Origin of the sequence: Haloarcula rara (assembly GCF_029338235.1) — an archaeon.
Classification (GTDB): domain Archaea; phylum Halobacteriota; class Halobacteria; order Halobacteriales; family Haloarculaceae; genus Haloarcula; species Haloarcula rara.
Genome location: NZ_CP119785.1, coordinates 2,091,679 through 2,109,842, shown reverse-complemented (window position 1 = coordinate 2,109,842; position 18,164 = coordinate 2,091,679). Strand labels below are relative to the sequence as shown.

Below are 18,164 nucleotides of genomic sequence, written 5' to 3'. Positions count from 1 at the left end.
TATCCAGTCACAGCCCCAACCTGACGACAGCCCACTGGCCACCGGCTAGCCGTCGCGTGGCCCGGAGCGTCCCGAACCGATGAACTATCAGCGTTACATCGACTGGGCCGACGACCGCATCGTCGAGGACTCCCGCAAGGTCGTCCTCGCATTTCTCGTCGTGACTCTGCTCTTTACTGCCGGCCTGAGCAACATCTCGACGAACGCCGGCACCCAGCAGTTCACGACCGGACTGCCGGCCGAGGAGGCCTTCGAAGAGGTGAACACGAAGTTCTCGCCCGCGTTCTCTGCAGATACCGGTAGCACGCAACTCATCCAGTCGGAGACGAACGTCCTCGCCAAACCCGCGATGGTGCGGATGCTCCGGACCCAGGAGTCCCTGGAGAACCACGACGACCTCAGGGTGACCTCGACGTCGTCTGCGGCCGCGATCGTCGCCCGCGAACTGGACCCGTCGGCGACGACGACCGAGGCCCAGATTCGGACGCTCGAACGGTCGACCGACAGCGAAATCGACGCCGCCGTCCGTGACGCCGCCGACAACCCGCAGTTCACGTCGCTGCTCAGCAACGACTTCAACCGCGAGTCCGCCGCCGCGTCGGCCACTATCGGCGTCGTCACGCACGAGCTGCCGACCGGTCTCTCGTCGGGGTCGGGCCAGGGCGGTGACAGTCCCCTGACCGACATCCAGCGACAGACCGAGTTCACCGTCGACACGACGGGTGCGGGGTCGATGACGGTGTTCGGCGCGGGCATTCTCGCCGCGGAGTTCTCCAACGTCGTCGCCGACTCCCTGATTCTGACGGTGCCCGCGGCACTCCTCTTTATCCTCCTCTTTCTCTCTATTGCCTACCGGGACCTCGCCGACATGGCGCTGGGACTTATCGCTCTGTTCATGGCCATCGTCTGGACGTTCGGCTTCATGGGGCTTGCCGGAATTCCCTTCTCGCAGATGCTCATCGCAGTGCCGCCGCTCCTGCTGGCGGTGGGTATCGACTTCGGCATCCACGCGGTCAACCGCTACCGCGAGGAACGCGAGACGGGGACTGGCATCGGGCGGTCGATGCGCACAACGACCGACCAGCTGCTTGTCGCCTTCGGCATCGTCACCGGGACGACGGTCATCGGCTTCCTCTCGAATCTCTCCAGCGACCTCCCGCCCATCCAGGACTTCGGCTACGTCGCCGCCATCGGCATCATCTTTACGTTCCTCATCTTCGGCGTCTTCCTCCCCGCTGCGAAGGTCGAACTGGACCGCCTGCGCGAGCGCTACCCCATCCCCACGTTCAGCCAGCGCCCGCTGGGCTCGGAGGGGTCGAAACTCAGTGGCGTGTTGCGGGGCGGCGTCGTCATCGCCGAGCGCGCGCCCGTCGTCTTCCTGCTGGTGATACTCGTCGTCACCGGCGGGGCCGGGATGTACGCGACCGGCATCTCGACCTCGTTCTCCCAGGACGACTTCCTCCCGCCCGAGGACAACCCCGACTGGATAGAGTCGCTACCCGAGCCCTTTGCCCCCAGCGAGTACACCGTCACGGGAACGACGAACTTCTTAGACGAGAAGTTCACCTCGAGCCAGGGCGGTGACGTGACGGTGTACGTCGAGGGGCCGATGCGGAGCGACGACGCCCTCGAACAGATACATCGGGCGGGCGAAGACCCGCCCGACTCGTTCGTCCGTGAGGACGGTCGCGCCGACTCGACCTCCATCGTCACCGTCATCCAGGACCGCGCCGAGCGGGACCCCGAGTTCCGGGCGCTCGTTTCCCGCAACGACCAGAACGACAACGGCGTCCCGGACGACAACTTAGCGGAGATATACGAGTACCTGCTGTCGTCGTCCTCGCGAAGCGAGGCGCTCAGCTATATCACCGAGGACTACCGGGCGACCCGTGTCGTCTACAGCGTCGAGGCCGACGCCGGCGACGGCGAGGTGACGGGCGACGCCCGTGACGTCGCCGACGAGTTCCGGTTCGACGCGACGGCGACGGGGAGCACCGTCGTCTTCCAGGCCGTCTCCGACGTCATCTTCGAGTCCGCAATCGTCTCGCTGGCCATCGCCCTGACCGGGACTGCCGTCTTCCTCGTGTTCATCTACTGGGTCATCGAGGGACGACCCTCGCTCGGTATCGTCAACGTCGTGCCGGTCGTGGTCACCGTGGCCTTGCTGGCCGGCACCATGCGCTATCTTGGCATCCCGCTGAACGCCATCACGGGGACGATGCTGGCGTTGACTATCGGCCTTGGCGTGGACTACTCCGTCCACGTCGTCCATCGCTTCGCCGACGAGTACCACACGGCCGACCTCGTGACCGCGCTCGACCGAACGGTGCGTGGCACCGGCGGTGCGCTGTTTGGCAGTATGCTCACCACCGTCTTCGGCATCGGCGTCCTCGCGCTCGCCGTCTTCCCCGCGATCGGCCAGTTCGGCATCCTGACGGCGCTCTCTATCGTCTATGCCTTCCTCACCTCGCTGCTGGTCCTCCCGTCGGTGTTTGTCGTCTGGTCGCGCGCGAGGAACGTCTGGCCCGGCGACTTCCGGAGCCGCAGCCGCCGGTCGCTCCTCCCGGGCGACGACAAGTAGGGGGCAAGCGGTCGTGCCCGAACCGGACACGCCGCGGGTGCCTTTATCAAACCGGGTAGCTAGTGGCCAGGTATGACCCACGTCGTCATCATCGGCGCGTACGGCAGCGCCGGCGCGGCCGTCGCCGGGGAACTCGCCACCGTGGACGGAATCGACCTGACGCTCATCGACGACGGGGACCCCGGCGGCGGGCTCTGCATCCTCAAGGGCTGTATGCCGTCGAAGGAGGTGCTGTCGGCCGGTGCCCACCGGTTCCAGGCGCGCCACGACGAGCGCCTCACAGGCGAGGCCCCCGATGTCGACCTCGAAGCGACCGTCGAACGGAAGAACGACCACGTGCTGGGCTGGGCCAGGCACCGGCGCGAGGGAATCCACGAGCTGGCCGAGCGCGAGGGCGTCGAGTTCGTCCACGCCACCGCCGAGTTCGTCGACGACCACACCGTTCGCGCCGGCGGGCGGACCTTCGACGCCGACTACGTCGTCGTCGCTACCGGTTCGACCGTTTCCGTCCCCGACACCCCCGGAATAGAGGACGTCGACTACATGACCAGCGCCGACGTGCTCGACGCGACGGAACTGCCCGAGTCGGGCATCGTCATGGGCTTTGGCTACATCGGGATGGAGATGGTCCCCTACCTGGCGGAGGCCGGCGGGATGGAACTCACCGTCATCGAACACGACGCCCGGCCCATCGACGAGGCCGACCCCGCCTTCGGCGACGCCGCCCGCGGCATCTACGAGGCCGAGTGGGACGTAGAGATACCGACAAACTGCTACGAGCAGCGCCTGGAACCGACAGACGACGGCGGCGTTCGGCTGTACGTGGAGTTCGACGACGGAAGCGAACAACAGTACGAGGCCGACCAGCTGTTCTGTTTCACGGGCCGCCGTCCAACGCTCGACGGACTGGGTCTAGGTCGAACGTCCATCTCGACGGAGGGGGAGTGGGTCACGGACACGATGCAGACCGTCGACGCCGACCACGTCTACGCCGTCGGCGACGTCAACGGCAAGGAACCGATTCTTCACGTCGCCAAGGAACAGGGGTTTACCGCCGCCCAGAACATCCTGCGCCAGGAGTCAGGCCAGCAGCCCCTGCCCTACGAGAACGTCCACCACCACGTCATCTTCTCTGGGTTGGGCGTCTATCCGTTCGCTCGCGTCGGCCACAGCGAACAGAGCGCCCGCGAGGCGGGGTACGAGGTGGTGACGGCGACCAGGCAGGCCAGCGACGACGGCGTCTTCAAATCCAAGGACGTCTCCGAGGGACTCTCGAAGCTCGTGGTCGATGCCACGGACGGCACGGTGCTGGGGTGGCAGGGGCTTCACTACCACGCCGATAGCTTCGCGAAGACGCTCCAGGTCGTCGTCGAACTCGGACTCGACGTCCGGGCGATTCCCGACCGGGCCTACCACCCGACGCTCCCCGAAAATCTCGACGGGCTGGTCCGGGACTGCGTGGCCCAGCTGGCGTCGGCTACCGAATAGCCCGGACGCCCCACCCGCCGACGTAGAGGGTGCCGTCGAAAACAGTTGGAGCCGTCTCGACGCTCGCCTCCGTCTCGACCGACCACTGCTCGTTGTCGTCGTCCAGGTCGACGGCGTAGAGGTCGCCGGCAGAGTTGCCGAAGTACACCGCTTCGTCGGTCGCGACCGGCGCGTGCACCTCGGTGAAGTCGTCGAACTCGAACTCCCAGTCGACGTCGCCGTTCCCGATGTCCAGTGCGACCAGTTTCTCGTCGCTCGTGCCAGCGTAGACGTAGTCCTCGGTAATCGCCGGGGCCCGGTAGAAGTTTGTCTCGTCCTCCGTGGCCCACACCTCCTCGCCGGTCTCTCGGTCGAACGCGTAGAGCGTCGAGTCAGAGACGACATAGAGGTTGTCGCTGCCGACTGCCGGGGTCACGTCCGAGAGGTCCTCGACCGAGGTCGACCACTGCTCGCTACCGTCGTCGGCCGAGACCGCCGCCAGTCGGTCGTCGTAGAAACCAGCGACGTACACCGTGCCGTCGGCGATAGCCGGTGCACTGTCGATGGATATCTCGTACTCCCACTGCTCGCTGCCGTCGTCGGTCGAGAGCGCGACCAGCCGGTCGTTGCCGCTGGGGACGTACACCGTGTCGTTGGCCACCGCGACCGAGCCGGCGATTGTCGTCCCCTCCTCGTGGGTCCACTGTTCCTCGCCGCTTTCGGCATCGAGCGCGTAGAGCCAGCCGCTCTCACCGGGAACGTAGACAGTTCCGTCGGCGACAGTCGGTGTGTACGCGACCTCGCCGTCGACGTCGGTCGTCCACTGTTCGCTCCCGTCGCTCGCCGAGAGCGCATAAACAGTGTCCGTGTTGTCCCCGAAGTACACCGTGTCGCCGACGACGGCGACCCCGCCGGTGACCTGCATATAGGTGCCGGCGGTCCACTGCTCGCTCCCGTCGCCCGGCTCGAGGGAGTGGACAGTGCCGCCCGCGCTGGCGACGACGATTCGGTCCCTCAGTACGACCGGTTTCGTCATCCCGAGGTCACCTTCGACGGTCCATCGTGCCTCCCCCGTCGCGGCGTCGACCGCGTGGAGGTCCCCGCTGCCGGGGGCGTAGACGGTCCCGTCGGCGACGGTCGGGCTCCCTTCGAGGCTGAACGTCTCGTCGTAGCGCCACTGCTCCGAGCCATCGGCGGCCGACAGCGCGACGAGGTGTTCAGTCCCGGCGCTGGCGTACACCGTCCCGTCAGCCACGGTTGGACCAACGGTAGTGCCGTCCGCGAGGTCGTACTGCCACTGCTCGGTGCCGTCCTCGCGGTCGAGCCCGTAGACGGTTCCGCCGGCGGTCGCGTAGACGCTCTCTCCGTCGACGTCGACACCGTCCATACGACTGTCGAGTGTCGACCATCGCTCACTCCCGTCGGTCAGCGAGAGTGCGGTGACGCCGTTGCCGGTCGCCGCGTAAACGGTCCCGTCCCTGACGACAGGCTGTGACCGCAGTGTCCCGCCTGTACTCCACTGGTGGCTACCATCTTCGTAGGAGATGGCAGAGATACCCTCGCCCGTGTTGACGAGAAGGCCCGCGTCGCTCGCAGCAGGCCGGGCCCGCAGGTCCGTCCCGAGGTCGACGGTCCAGCGTTCGGAACCGTCCGCCGCCGCCAGCGCGTGGAGCGTGTTGTCGCCGTCACCGATATAAGCTGCCCCGTCCCGGACGACCGGTGCCGTGTGGACGCCGGCGTCGAGGCGACGCTCCCACGATACCGAGCCAGTTGAGAGGTCGAACGCCGTGACCACGCCGGTCTCGCTTCCGACGAACACGCGACTGTCGTCGACGGCGACGGCGGTCGAGAAGTAGCCTCCGTTGCGCGTCTCGTATAGCCACTCCTGGTCCCCGTCGGTCGGTCCGGTGAACCAGTCCGGCGTTTCTGACTTCGACGGGTCGAAGGTGGAACTCGTTCGTGCCAAGTTGCCCCCTTCGGTCCAGTAGCCGGTCGGGCCGGACTGCCCGAACGGGAGGAAGCTACAACCCGCCAGGCCGGCGAGGGCGCTGGCGGCTGCCCCACCGAGGAACGACCGTCTGTCGATACCGTGTCGTCGTTTCTCACCCATGATACGTTCACGTTTTGTTCCTCTAATATTAATGCGTCGCCATCAATCCCAACACGTGGCTCGGCCGAGAGAACGCTGCGGTCCGTTCCCGAGGCGGGACGACGAGAATGCAAAACTGGTCGCGTGTAATCGCCGGGTTACTCCGCCTGGGGTGTCGACGAATAGTTGTCAAGTTCCACGAACTCGGAGTTCCCACAGGCCCGGCAGTCTCTGGGCGGCTGGTAGGTGCGGTCCGGCGGCTCCCCGTCGGCGACGCCCGCGACGATGTTGTTGCAGTTCTCACAGACGTACTCCTTCGGTCGCTCTGGCTGGTGTGCCATATCCTGTTATAGAAATTACACATCTATAAGCGTGTGTCCCGTCGCGGGACGAGCCCGAATCGGCGCATCACTCCGGCGCACGCTCGGCAAGCACTGGAATCTCGGCGAGTCGGTCGGCATCGAGGGCGGCCCAGTCGACGCCGTCGGAGCGCGGGTACGGGGTGTCGGTCTCGACGGTCCGTTCGGGCGTGACGACGTAGTCCATCGGGACATCGTGGGCGTCGACGGGGACGGTGGCGTCGGGAACGGCACTGTCGGGCCCATCGAGGACCTGCAGTTCGTGGACGGTCGTCAGCGTCGGCGTCGTGTCGTCGACCAGTCCGAGTTCGTCGAGCACGGCGTACTCGAGGTCGCTGTACCCCTCGCCCTTGCCGATACGGGCGCCGTCCTCGGTCACCCCGACCGAGCCCGAGACCACCAGATCGAGCGTCCCGACGGCCTCGGGGCTGACCTGGCTGGCGTGGTCGGCGACGTTCGAGACCGCCGGGGCCGCCTCGATATCGTCGAGTTCGGTCGGGTCCAGCTCGTAGAAACAGCGCCGGTCCCGAAGCCGTGGGACCGCCATATACACTGTTTTGCCCGCCCGGAGCGCGGCCCGGCGCAGCGGGAGCTGTGGGGAGTCGGGATTGGCCTTCACCGTCTCGGCGCGCTCCCAGACGGCCGTCTCGGTCACCCGCTCGGCGGCCGCGACGGCCCCTTCGTAGTTCGGTATCCGGTCGTGTGGCGGGAACGGGAACCGGGCGACCCCGTCGGCCTCCAGCCGGTCCCACACCCGCTCGCGGATGGCCTGCTTGTCCATACCGCGTCCTCGCGGGCCAGCCACACGGCTCTCACGGTTCTGCCAAAGCCAGAAGTGTCGTCACAATGAAACATAGGCATGGCAAGTGAGTCCCGAACCGAGCCGTCACTGCTGGCCGCGGAGTGTGAGGGGACGACGGGGCTGGCGGTAGACGTCGGCGTCCTCCTCGCCCACGCCCCCGGAAGCGACACAGACGAACTCCGGGCGTTCGCGACACGGGCTGGCGAGGACGCCGTCGACGAACTGGCGTCGGCGACCGACGTGTCCTGGCGGTTCTATCTCGAAACGCCACACACGCTTCCCGACAACGACCGTCGCGGTCCCTCCGAGTTCCTCGACCGGGCGACCAACCAGATGGTAGCGGGGCCCTACGACGCCGTCGTGGTGGTGACGGACGTCCCGGTGGTCTCCAGCCGGGAGCGGTTCGTCCCGGGGCTCGCGTCACCGCTCGCCCGCGTCGCCGTCCTCTCGACCCGGACCCTCCGCAGCGCCCCACGCGGCGAACCGGCCTACGACCTCGACGACGCGGCCGTCCGCTGGAACGGGGCGACGCTACTGGTCCACCTCCTGGGTCACGTGCTGGGCGCCCGGCACCGCGACGCCGGTGGCGGCGTCATGGACCCGTTCGAGTTCCTGCCCGACCGAGCGACGGTCCCGCAGTTCGACGCGGACGTCGAGACGTATCTCCACAGAATCGCGGGGGAGATACCCGCCGAGGAGGCCACGCCGCGAGGGGTACTCGGCCGACTCGCCTTCCACGGCAAAAGCGCCGCCCGGAACCCCCGACAGATACTGCAGGCGCTCGGCCATAGCCGGGCGCCGCTGCTTCCGCTCTCCCTGCCGAAGCTGTCGACGGCGGCGGTGGCACCGACGCTCGTCATCGTCTTCAGCGCCGAGTCCTGGGACGTGGGCTTTCACATGGGAAATCTGACGGCGGGGCTGTTCGCGGTGGTGAGCATCCTCGTCGCCGCCCTCTATCTCCTGTTCGCTCAGAACCTCTCGTTCCCGCGCAAGCGCCACCGGGTCGTCACCGAGCACACGGCGCTGGTCAACGTCACCGTCTTCCTCGTGCTGGTGCTGGCGATGGCCGGCCTGTTCGCGCTCGTCTGGGGCGTGATGCTCGTCATCCAGGTGGTCGTGTTCCCGCCGAACCTGATGTCGAACTGGCCGAGCCTCGAGGACCCCACCGTGAGCGTCGTCGACCTCGTCCGGACGGGCGCGTTCATCAGCACCATCGGGGTCCTCTCGGGGGCGCTGGCAGGCGGGCTGGAGAGCCGGACCATCGTCGCCCACCTGACGCTGTTCCGGGACCGCCCGTGACCGTCGGCCGCGAGCCGGTCAGTCGCTTGCTATCTGCTGCTCGTCGAAGCGCTCGCTGGCCGCCGTGAGTTCGTCGAGCGCGTCCTGTTCCTCCCGGAGCGTCTCGACCAGCAGTTCGGCGGCCTCGTCGTGGCCGGTCTTCTCCGCCAGCGACGCGAGGTTTCCGTAGGCCGCTATCTCGTAGTGTTCGGTCTTCTGTCCCATCGCCATGTTGTACCGGTCCAGTACCTCGCCGTCGTTTGCCCCGGCGAACTGGTCGTGTTCGTCTATCATCGCGGTCACGACGATGTCCTCCCTGGCTTCGGGCTTCTCGCCGAGGGCTTCGAAGACCTGCTCCAGTCGCTGGACCTGTGTCTCGGTCTCCTCGCGGTGGCTGGCAAAGGCGTGACTGGCCGCCTGGATTCCGGTCTCCTCGGCGAGCGTTTCCAGCGCGTCGATCTGCTGTTGTTCGGTGTAGTACAGTTCCTGGACACCTTCGACGAGCAGTTGCTCGATTGATTCAGTTGTCATGACCACGTCTTCGTTCGACCGAGCGAGCAATGAGCCGCTGGGTTGCAACTGCGTCCGGTCCGGCCTTTGCTACCCGGCGCTGAACTGTTGGTAGTACGATAGCAGCGCTAACCGAGGGGGACCGCGACAAGACAGTCGTCCACGACCGAGTAGCTGGCCGAGCGCCTCGACTGGGACGCCGACGAGGCGACCCAGACTGCCCCGGAATCGGCGGTGCGAAACAGCGAGGGCCGGCTGCGAGACGACCTGTTCTGAGCGGCCCCGACGGCACCTGCTCTGGGCACGGAAAGCTCGCTTTCGAGTGCCGGCAGTGGGTTCACTCCCGGGACGGGTGAGGCTAGGTCCCGGGAACGATGACGGAGATAGGCTACACGCTGTCGAGCGAGGAGCACAGCCCCACCGACCTCGTCGAGCACGCGCGGCGAGCGGAGGCCGCCGGCTTCGACTTCCTCTCCATTTCGGACCACTACCACCCGTGGGTCAGCGAGCAGGGAGAGGCCCCGTTCGTCTGGTCGACGCTAGGCGGGGTCGCGACCGCGACCGACGACATCGACGTCGGGGTCGGCGTCTCGGCGCCAATCATCCGCGTCCATCCGGCCGTCTACGCCCAGGCCGTCGCCACCGTCGCCGCGATGTTCGAGGGCCGCGAGTTCTACGCTGGCGTCGGCACCGGCGAGAACTTGAACGAGCACGTCCTGGGCGACCGCTGGCCCGCACACGCCGTCCGCATCGAGATGCTCGAGGAGGCTGTCGATATCTGCAACCGGCTCTGGACGGGCCGGGAGGTCAGCCACCGCGGGGAGCACTACACCGTCGAGAACGCCCGGCTGTTCACGCTCCCCGAAGAGCCACCGCCCGTCTGTGTCTCCGCCTACGGCGAGCGAGCCGCGACCGCCGCGGCCGAGTTCGGTGACGGGTTCTGGTCGGTCGGCCCACAGGAGGCCATCGAGACCTGGGAGGACCACGGCGGCGAGGGGCCCCGTTTCTGTCAGCTCCAGGCGTGTGTCGCCGAGACCGAGGCCGAGGCGGTCGCGACCGCTTACGAGAAGTGGCCCAACTCGGCGCTACCGGGCGAGCTGAACAGCGAGCTGGCGACGCCGGCGCTGTTCGAACAGGCGACTCAGATGGTCTCCGAGGGCGATATCGCCGAGAGCAGCATCATCACGGACCCTGACCCACAGGCCCACATCGACAGCATCCAGACCGCTATCGACGCCGGCTACGACCACGTCTACACGATGCAGATCGGCGACGACCAGCAGGCGATGGTCGACCTCTACGAGGAAGCGGTGTTACCGTCGTTCTCGTGACTGGTCGGTGCGCGGGGCCCACCCGTCCCACGTGATTCGGGGGGTCACCCCGCCAGAACTTCCTCGGCGTTGTCCCGTGGTCGATACCCCAGCGTCTGCATCGTCTCGGTGAGAGTGAAGTAGCGCCGGTCGTTGCGCGAGACGGCGTTGAGCGTGACGGGGCTCTCGGGGAGGTCGGCCGTCGCCGCCCGCCGGTGGATGGCCCGACAGTCCCGGGGGGAAAGCCACGTCGCCCGCGCGAAGCGGTCCCGGCCCGGGTCGACGTCGTCGCCGGTCGCCTCGCGCAGGTCGGCCTCGGTCATGTACCACCCGATACGGAGGGTGACGACCTCGAGGCTGTGGCGCTCGGCGTAGTAGTTCGTCAGGGCCTCGCAGGCGGCTTGCTCACGCCGTAGAAGGAGTCCGGCGCGGCGGGCGCGTCGCCGCGGACGGGGCGGCTGTCGGTCAGCGTCGTCGTCTCGGGGTCGTCGTCGGCGGAGTTGTAGGCGCCGACGGCGTGGTTCGAGGAGGCGAAGACGACCCGGTCGATACCGTTCTCGACGGCGGCGTCGAGGACGTGTTTCGTCCCCTCGACGTTCGTCTCGGCGACCGTCTCCCACTCGGCCTCGGGCGATGCGGCTCCCGCGAGGTGGACGACGGCGTCGAAGGTGTCGAGTTTCGCCAGCACATCGTCGGGGTCGGTCACGTCGAACAGTTCACCGTCGATGTCGTCGGTCTCGGAGTCGGTAAAGGAGACCACGTCGTGGTCGCCGAAGGCGTCGACGAGTTCTCGGCCGACGTTGCCCGCCGCTCCGGTGAGCGCGATTCTGACCATAGTCATGTTATATTCTCGATAGGTGTAGGTTCCCGGCCTGACTGTGCGGTCGCGTTTGGGCTGGGAAAGAGTGTCTCAAAGACCGTCGTGTCCGTAATCGACGGCATCGCGGAACGCGCCCTGGACGACCTCCGAGAGCGCGGGGTGGACGTGTATCGTCGCCGCGATATCCTGGGCGTCAGCCCCGGCCGCGACGGCCGTGCTCACCTCGTGGATGAGCGTCGACGCTTCGGGCCCGACGACGTGACAGCCCAGTATCTCCCCGTCCTCGTCCACGATAGCCTTCGCGAAGCCGCCCTCGTCGCGCAGCGCCGCCCCGAGCGCCGTGTCGTCGTAGGCGCAGGTCCCGACAGCGTACTCGCCGTCGACGTCGCCCTCCGTCGCGCCGAAGCCGGCGACCTGTGGCGACCCGAAGACGGCGTGGGCCATCCCCGGGTACTCGACGGCCCGCTCGTTCCCGTGGACGGCGTTCGCGACGGCGTACTCGGCTTCCGTATCGCCCGAGTGTTTGAACATATAGTTGCCCGCGATGTCGCCGATGGCGTAGACGCCCTCGACCGACGTACGCAGGTAGTCGTCGGTCTCGACGAACCCCTGCTCGTCGGTCTCGATGCCGGCCGCCGAGACGTTCCACAGGTCGCTGTTGGGCCGCCGGCCGGTCGCCAGCAGGAGTCGGTCGCCGCGGAGTTCGGTTTCCTCGCCGCCCTCGGACTCGGCCGTGACCACGCGTTCGCCGTCGTCGTCCGCGATAGCCGTCGCCGAGAACCCAAGCTTCAGGTCGTGTTTCGCCCGGTAGGCCTCAGTGAGACGCTCGGCGATAGCCGCGTCCTCGCGGTCGAGGAGTACGTCGCCGCGGCCGACGACGGTCACGTCGCTGCCCATCTGGCCGAAGAAGTGACCCATCTCGACGGCGATGTAGCCGCCGCCGACGACGAGCAGCCGTTCGGGGAGCGCTTCGAGCCGGAGCGCGTCGGCGCTCGTCAGAAACGACGTTTCGTCGATCCCGTCGATGGCCGCTGGAATCATCGGCCGCGAGCCCCCGGCGAGGACGATTCGCTCGGCGGTGAACCGGTCGCCACCGAGTCCCTCGCCGGTGTCGACCGCCACCGTGTGGGGGCCGACGAAGCGGCCCTCGGCTTGGTAGAAGGTGAGTCCGTCCCGTTCGCGGGCGCGCTGGGCCTTCGCTTCGGCTTCCTCCGTGATGGTCGCCGTCACGTCGGCGACGATATCGCCGAACGCGACGCCGTCGACCGAGGCGTCGATGCCGAGCCCGTCGGCGTGGCGGACCGCCTCGGCGACGTCCGCGCGGTGGATGAGCTTCTTCGAGGGGTTACAGCCGCGGTTCAGACAGGTCCCGCCGAGCCGACCGCGCTCGACGAGTGCCGTCTCCAGCCCCGCGTCGGCGGCCGCAGTGGCGACCAGGCAGCCGGTCCCGCCGCCGAGCACGATGATGTCGTAATCTGCCATCTTGACAAATCGTTGTACTTTTGACGGGGTCACTCTTGTGCTGGCAGCGGCGGCGGTTATTTTTCAGGCTGCCGGACGTAGCCTCTCACATGGGCTGTCAACTATACAATATATTGGCTGGAGCGGCCCACAACCGGAGGTGGGCCGGTGCGTGACGGCGACTACACCCCGATAGAAGCGTACGGGCTCGTGGGTAACCTGGAGACGTGTGCGCTGGTCGGTCCCGACGGCTCGGTCGACTGGTTCCCGTTCCCACACGTCGAATCCCCGAGTGTCTTCGCCGCGATACTCGACGCGAAGCGAGGCGGGCGGTTCCGCGTCGGCCCGACCGACGGGACCGCTGGACGCCAGCGCTACCGCGAGAGGACGAACGTCCTCGAAACGCGGTTCGAGACCGACGGCAGCGTCCTGACTGTGACGGATTTCATGCCGCCGGCCGGTGCCGTCGACCACCCGAAGAGAGTGCTCTACCGACGGCTCGACTGCGAGGGGGGTCCGGTTAGCGCCGAGCTAACCTTCGACCCGGCCTTCGAGTACGGGCGGGCCGACGCGACCTTCGAGCGGACTGCCGCCGGGCTCCTGGCGGCCGGGCCGGAAGAGCGAACGACGCTCGAAGCCGCGTTCGACCTCGAACTCGACGGGGACGCTGGGCGGGCCACTGGGACGACGACGCTCGACCCGGGCTCGACCGAGTGGGTGTTACTGCGGTGTACCGGCGCCGAGGACGCCGACACCGACCCCGCCGCGGCGCTGTCGGACACGGTCGAGTACTGGCGCGACTGGTGTCACGACTGCCCCTCGGAGGGGTGTGTCTTCGGCGGCCCCTGGCACGACCACGTCGTCCGTTCCGGGCTGGTGCTGAAGCTGCTCACTCACGCCGAATCCGGGGCCATCGCCGCCGCGCCGACCACCTCGCTCCCGGAGGACATCGGCGGCGTCCGGAACTGGGACTACCGCTACAACTGGCTGCGGGACGCCGGGTTCACCGTCCAGGCGCTCTCGAACCTCGGCCACGCGGACGCCGCCGCCGACTACGTCTCGTGGTTCGTCGACCTCTGTTCGGCGTCCGAGCCGGAATCGATCCAGCCGCTCTATGGCCTCCACGGCGAGGCGGAGCTGACCGAACGCGAACTCGACCACCTCTCGGGCTATCGCGACTCGCGGCCGGTCCGGGTCGGCAACGGCGCCGCCGGCCAGCGCCAGCTCGACATCTACGGCGAACTACTGCTCGCAGTCGACGAACTCTACAGCCACGACCGCGGGCTCGCAGACGACGAGTGGGCGCTCGTCCGGGGCGTCGTCGACTACGTCACCGAGGTCTGGGACGAGCCCGACGCCGGTATCTGGGAGGTCAGGGACGGCCCGAAACAGTTCGTCTACTCGAAGGTGCTGTCCTGGACCGCGCTCGACCGCGGTATAGACATCGCCGAGACCCACGGCTTCGACGCACCAGTCGAGGCGTGGCGGGCGGCGCGGACGGCGGTTCGCAAGTCCGTACTGGAGAAGGGGTACGACGAGGATATCGGCGCGTTCGTCCAGACCTACGGCGACGAGGAGACGCTCGATGCGACGGGGCTTCTCATCCCCGTGGTCGGGTTCCTCCCGTTCGACGACGAGCGCGTCCAGGGGACCATCGACGCCGTCGAGTCCCGGCTGCTGGAAGCAGAGGTGCTGGTCAGGCGCTACGACGGCGACGACGGGCTCCCCGGCGACGAGGGCGCGTTCGTCCTCTGTGCGTGCTGGCTCGTCGACGCGCTGGCCATGTCCGGTCGCGTCGGCGAGGCTGCCGACCGGCTGGCGACGCTGGTCGAGTACGTCAACTCGCTGGGGCTGCTCGCCGAGGAGCTAGACCCCGCCGACGGGAGCTATCTGGGCAACTACCCGCAGGCCTTCAGCCACATCGGCCTCGTCAACAGCGCGCTCTACGTCGGCGCGGCCCGTGGCGAGCCCCTCCCCGGCCCGCCGCCGATGGGCATCCGCCTGGGTGAGCCGGTGGGCGTCGACGGGTACTGACCGAGGCACTCGTCGCACGTCCACGGCCCGTCGTCGCCGTCGCTCATCGTCGGCCCGCAGATACTGTCACTGTGGTGTCGCTCACATGTCACCCTTCATCCGGGCCCCAATCAAACGACCGTCCGTCGGGAGTCCCAGGTGAAAAGCTGGCCTCGGCACCCCGACCGCCACGTCAGTCGGGGCGGCAGCGCAACGGTGCGCGGCGTCTGTTCGCGGGCCGTCCGACCGGTCGCACCCGACCGGTCGCACCCGCCCGGTCAAAGCCGTGTCGACGCGAAACCGAAGGCCACATATCCGACCAGACACGCGCCCAGCAGCGCCGAGAGCCACGCGACAGCGGTGACCGTGATCTTCCGCATGGAGACGCCCTCGGTACCGACGACGAGGCCGCTGCCGATGACACTCGAGATGATGATGTTGTTGAGCGAGATGGGAAAGCCGAGGAGAATACCGGTCTGGGTGATGACGAAGGCAGGGACGAGCGCTGCGATGGACCGCCGAGTTCCGAGCTGTGAATACTCGTTGGCGACAGCCTGTATGATTCGGGGCGCACCGGTCCAGCCCCCCACCAGGATTCCGGTGGCACCCACCAGCGCGACGTTTTGCGCCGTCAAAAGCGCCGATTCGCTGGCGATGACACGCAGTGGTCCGATCGCGAGACCGACCTGACTGCCGCCACTGGAGAAGGCGACGAGCCCGCCGAGTGCGAGCAAAAACCGTCGGACTGCGACATCGACCGACTGTCTCGTCTGTCGTCGGAGCACGAAGAACAGCCCGGCGCCACAGGCCAGGGTGGTCGCGACCATAGCGAGGTCGTACGTCCCGACGACTTTGGGGGTTGGCCCCAGCAGGCGCGAGACGAAGTTGGCGATGGTCGGCCGGGTGCCGGCGGTGGCCGGGAGGGCTTCGAGGGTGACGTTGGCCACGACGACGCCTACGAGACCGCCCAGAAGCGGGATGGCGACGGTGTCCGGGACGTCCTCGCGCCGGAGCATCGAAGCCGTGAGATAGGCGATAGACGCGCCGGTCGGCGGAACGAGCACCCAGAACATCGCCAGTTCGCGGTAAGTCTCGAAGGCGGGGTCGCCGCCGAGTGCGAGTCCGACGCCGATTATCGCACCGGTCGTCGCGAACGCGGCGGGGATGGGATAGCTGGTGGCGACCCCGATAGCGATGAAGACGGCAGCGGTGAGCAGGCCGACGGCGACGGCAAGCGGCGTCAACGACGGCCCGAGAACGAGGTCGTTACCGACCGTCTCCGAGACGCTCCCGCCCTGCAGGACCGCGCCCGCCGCCGCGAGGACGCCGACAAGGAGCGCCGCGCGCATCACGGAAAGGGCGCGGGCACCGACCGCGGGAGCCAGTGGGGGTGACGTGCTACTGGCGCCGAGGGCCCACGCCAACGAAACACTGGAAAGCAGTGCGATTGCTAAAAGCGCCACCGACGCCATCTTTCGGTATCTTTTGCTCCTCGTGTAATAACGTACCGTTCTCGGCGAGCGAGGCGGGAAGCGTCGGGACGGCCGCGTTCTCGACAGCAAGAGGCGACCGTCGCTGCGTATCCGTCCGGCCGGCTGTGTCACCAGCTCAGGTTAAAGTAGTGGCCTCGGCACTCATAGGGTTCGTCACCGGCGGGGAGTCACCCCGGCTCGGAACACCGGCTCGTCATCGGCCGGGCGCACCTACCGGTCGCTGGCGGTTGTCCCTTTCGGGTGCAAATTGGAACAAGGGCTAAAGGAGGTCGCCACCACCCAAAGGTGTGAACAGGCGACGATATTTGACACTCGCCGCCTCGCTTTCGGCCTTCGTCGTCTCGCTGAACGCGCCGGTGTTCATCGACCTCGTCGTCGGCGGGTCGCTTCCGCTTTCGAGTCGGCTGACCATCTTCTGGGAGCTGTACCCCTTCGTCGGCGCCAACTTCACGCCGACCCAGGGGCTCCTGCTTGTCGCAGTCGCGCTCCTGACTGGCCTCGACATCGCGATAGCGACCTACCACTTCCGCGAGCACGGGCTGGACATCCAGCAGGGCGGCGCGGGGGCAGCGGGCGTCGTGCTGGGCACGCTCGAGGCGGGCTGTGCGGCCTGTGGCTCCGCTGTGTTGCTCGGGCTGCTCTCGCTCGTCGGTGTCTCGACGTCACTGCTCTTTTTGCCACTCGAGGGCCTGGAGTTCGCCCTCGGTGCCGTGGTCGTGCTCACGCTCTCGGTTTACTGGCTGGCCGACGGGATGCGCGGCGGCGAGATAAACGGCTGTCCGGTGGCTATCTAGTTCGTCGTCGTGATCTCGACCACGTCGCGGTGGTCCAGTTCGGTGTCCGCACCGATCTGGCGCTGGGAGCGCACGTCGTGGGCGTGGAGGAACCCGTCACCGATGTCAGTATGCAGGAAGTACGCGAAGTCCTCCGCCGTCGAGCCGTCGGGCAGGACGAAACAGTCCTGCAGGAAGGTGCCGTCGTCCTGTGGCTTGCGCGCCCCGGGGAACACCGCAATCGCGTCCAGTTCCTCGAACAGCGCCGTCTCCAGGGCCTGCTGGACCCCAGTGCCGTCGAAGTCGTCGATGAACGCACGTATCTCTTCGAGCCCGGCGGCCTTCTCCTCGGGGAGGTCTGCCGTCACCTCGAAGTCGGTGTCGCCGGGGCGGTAGTCGAGCACGTCCTGCTCCGCGCCGTTCTTGAGGGCTTTCTCGGCGTGGGCGGAGACGGGGACGAAGGTGAGATGCTCGTAGTCGGGGTCTTCGGTCACGGTCTCCCAGTTGTCCTGGGCGGCCTCGGTGTCCATCTTGTTGGCCGCGATAACCATCGGCTTGGTTCGGATGCGGATCTCGCGGGCGAGGTCGAAGCGGTCGTCGTCGTCCCACGCATCGGGGTCCAGTTCGAGGTCGAGCGAGAGGATGACCTGCTTTATTTCCTCTTCGCTTATTTTGAATGCCGACAGCTGCTCGGCGAGGTCGGCCTCGATGTCGCCGTTCTCGCCGTGGTAGCCCGAGCGGTACCGCTCGATGCCCTTCTCCAGGACGTCCAGATACCACATATCGAGTTCGTTCTCCAGGAACTCGATGTCCTCGCGCGGGTCGTGGTCCTCGGTCGGTTCGCCCTCTAGGTCCGTCTCGCCGGTGAAGTCCACGACGTGGATGAGCACGTCGGCCTCGTTCAGGTCCGAGAGGAACTGGTTGCCCAGCCCCTTGCCTTCGTGAGCACCGGGGACCAGCCCGGCCACGTCGACCAGTTTCGTCGGGACGAACCGGACGCCATCGTCACAGTAGCCGTGGTTGGGCGTACAGCTGTGCTCGAACTCCGGGGCCGCACAGTCGACCCGAACGTAGGCCTCTCCCATCGAGGGGTCGATGGTCGTGAACGGATACGCGCCCTCGGGCACGTCGTTCATCGTCGCCGCATTGAAGAAGGTGGACTTGCCGACAGACGGCTTGCCGACGAGTCCGATCTTGTAGCTCATTGG

15 protein-coding genes are annotated in these 18,164 nt (G+C 67.3%); 6 read left to right on the top strand and 9 right to left on the bottom strand.

Features of this window, described 5'->3' with window-relative positions; all coding sequences use genetic code 11:
• Positions 1-79: 79 nt before the first annotated feature.
• Together P1K32_RS11155 and P1K32_RS11150 are read left to right on the top strand one after the other, a co-directional pair.
• Positions 80-2,581, top strand: coding sequence for an efflux RND transporter permease subunit (locus P1K32_RS11155; RefSeq protein ID WP_276249809.1), 2,502 nt, complete (start codon positions 80-82; stop codon positions 2,579-2,581).
• Between the two features lie 72 nt (positions 2,582-2,653).
• Entirely contained in the window at positions 2,654-4,069 is a 1,416-nt protein-coding gene (locus tag P1K32_RS11150) for a dihydrolipoyl dehydrogenase family protein (RefSeq protein WP_276249808.1), read from the top strand.
• Here P1K32_RS11150 and P1K32_RS11145 read toward each other — a convergent pair.
• The 3 genes from P1K32_RS11145 to P1K32_RS11135 all read right to left on the bottom strand — a co-directional run bounded on the left by P1K32_RS11145 (position 4,059) and on the right by P1K32_RS11135 (position 7,277).
• Complete coding sequence (locus P1K32_RS11145; RefSeq protein WP_276249807.1) at positions 4,059-6,158, bottom strand: outer membrane protein assembly factor BamB family protein; 2,100 nt, start codon at positions 6,156-6,158, stop codon at positions 4,059-4,061. The two genes, P1K32_RS11150 and P1K32_RS11145, sit on opposite strands and share 11 nt — an antisense overlap.
• 137 nt (positions 6,159-6,295) lie before the next feature.
• Positions 6,296-6,478 carry a hypothetical protein gene (locus P1K32_RS11140; protein ID WP_276249806.1) on the bottom strand — a complete coding sequence of 61 codons (183 nt, stop codon included), beginning with the start codon at positions 6,476-6,478 and terminating at the stop codon, positions 6,296-6,298.
• A gap of 67 nt (positions 6,479-6,545) precedes the next feature.
• Entirely contained in the window at positions 6,546-7,277 is a 732-nt protein-coding gene (locus P1K32_RS11135) for a 5-formyltetrahydrofolate cyclo-ligase (protein WP_276249805.1), read from the bottom strand.
• 78 nt (positions 7,278-7,355) lie between these two features.
• On the opposite strand from P1K32_RS11135, the gene P1K32_RS11130 reads away from it, so the two are divergent.
• The gene (locus P1K32_RS11130) at positions 7,356-8,597 is read left to right on the top strand and encodes a hypothetical protein (RefSeq protein ID WP_276249804.1); all 1,242 of its coding nucleotides are present in this window, start codon (positions 7,356-7,358) and stop codon (positions 8,595-8,597) included.
• 18 nt (positions 8,598-8,615) lie between these two features.
• Here the strand turns inward: P1K32_RS11130 and P1K32_RS11125 are convergent, their stop codons facing one another.
• Entirely contained in the window at positions 8,616-9,107 is a 492-nt protein-coding gene (locus P1K32_RS11125; protein WP_276249803.1) for a YciE/YciF ferroxidase family protein, read from the bottom strand.
• Between the two features lie 353 nt (positions 9,108-9,460).
• Between P1K32_RS11125 and P1K32_RS11120 the strand changes: the two genes are divergently transcribed.
• Positions 9,461-10,417, top strand: a complete 957-nt coding sequence (locus P1K32_RS11120; RefSeq protein ID WP_276249802.1) for a TIGR03557 family F420-dependent LLM class oxidoreductase — start codon at positions 9,461-9,463, stop codon at positions 10,415-10,417.
• A gap of 44 nt (positions 10,418-10,461) precedes the next feature.
• On the opposite strand, the gene P1K32_RS11115 is transcribed toward P1K32_RS11120, so the two are convergent.
• From P1K32_RS11115 to P1K32_RS11105, 3 genes are all read right to left on the bottom strand, one after another.
• Positions 10,462-10,719, bottom strand: a complete 258-nt coding sequence (locus P1K32_RS11115; protein WP_276249801.1) for a hypothetical protein — start codon at positions 10,717-10,719, stop codon at positions 10,462-10,464.
• A 59-nt stretch (positions 10,720-10,778) separates the two neighbouring features.
• Positions 10,779-11,237, bottom strand: a complete 459-nt coding sequence (locus P1K32_RS11110) for an NAD-dependent epimerase/dehydratase family protein (protein ID WP_276249800.1) — start codon at positions 11,235-11,237, stop codon at positions 10,779-10,781.
• Between the two features lie 69 nt (positions 11,238-11,306).
• On the bottom strand, positions 11,307-12,698 hold the full coding sequence (locus P1K32_RS11105) for a dihydrolipoyl dehydrogenase family protein (protein WP_276249799.1): 1,392 nt from the start codon (positions 12,696-12,698) through the stop codon (positions 11,307-11,309).
• A 147-nt stretch (positions 12,699-12,845) separates the two neighbouring features.
• Here P1K32_RS11105 and P1K32_RS11100 point away from each other — a divergent pair, with 147 nt between their 5' ends.
• Positions 12,846-14,711 carry a glycoside hydrolase family 15 protein gene (locus tag P1K32_RS11100; protein WP_276249798.1) on the top strand — a complete coding sequence of 622 codons (1,866 nt, stop codon included), beginning with the start codon at positions 12,846-12,848 and terminating at the stop codon, positions 14,709-14,711.
• A 257-nt stretch (positions 14,712-14,968) separates the two neighbouring features.
• Here the strand turns inward: P1K32_RS11100 and P1K32_RS11095 are convergent, their stop codons facing one another.
• A complete protein-coding gene (locus P1K32_RS11095) occupies positions 14,969-16,162 on the bottom strand; it encodes an inorganic phosphate transporter (protein ID WP_276249797.1) in 1,194 nt (397 codons plus the stop codon).
• A 326-nt stretch (positions 16,163-16,488) separates the two neighbouring features.
• Here P1K32_RS11095 and P1K32_RS11090 point away from each other — a divergent pair, with 326 nt between their 5' ends.
• Complete coding sequence (locus P1K32_RS11090; protein WP_276249796.1) at positions 16,489-16,977, top strand: hypothetical protein; 489 nt, start codon at positions 16,489-16,491, stop codon at positions 16,975-16,977.
• On the opposite strand, the gene P1K32_RS11085 is transcribed toward P1K32_RS11090, so the two are convergent.
• A complete protein-coding gene (locus tag P1K32_RS11085; protein ID WP_276249795.1) occupies positions 16,974-18,161 on the bottom strand; it encodes a redox-regulated ATPase YchF in 1,188 nt (395 codons plus the stop codon). The two genes, P1K32_RS11090 and P1K32_RS11085, sit on opposite strands and share 4 nt — an antisense overlap.
• Between the last annotated feature and the right edge of the window lie 3 nt (positions 18,162-18,164).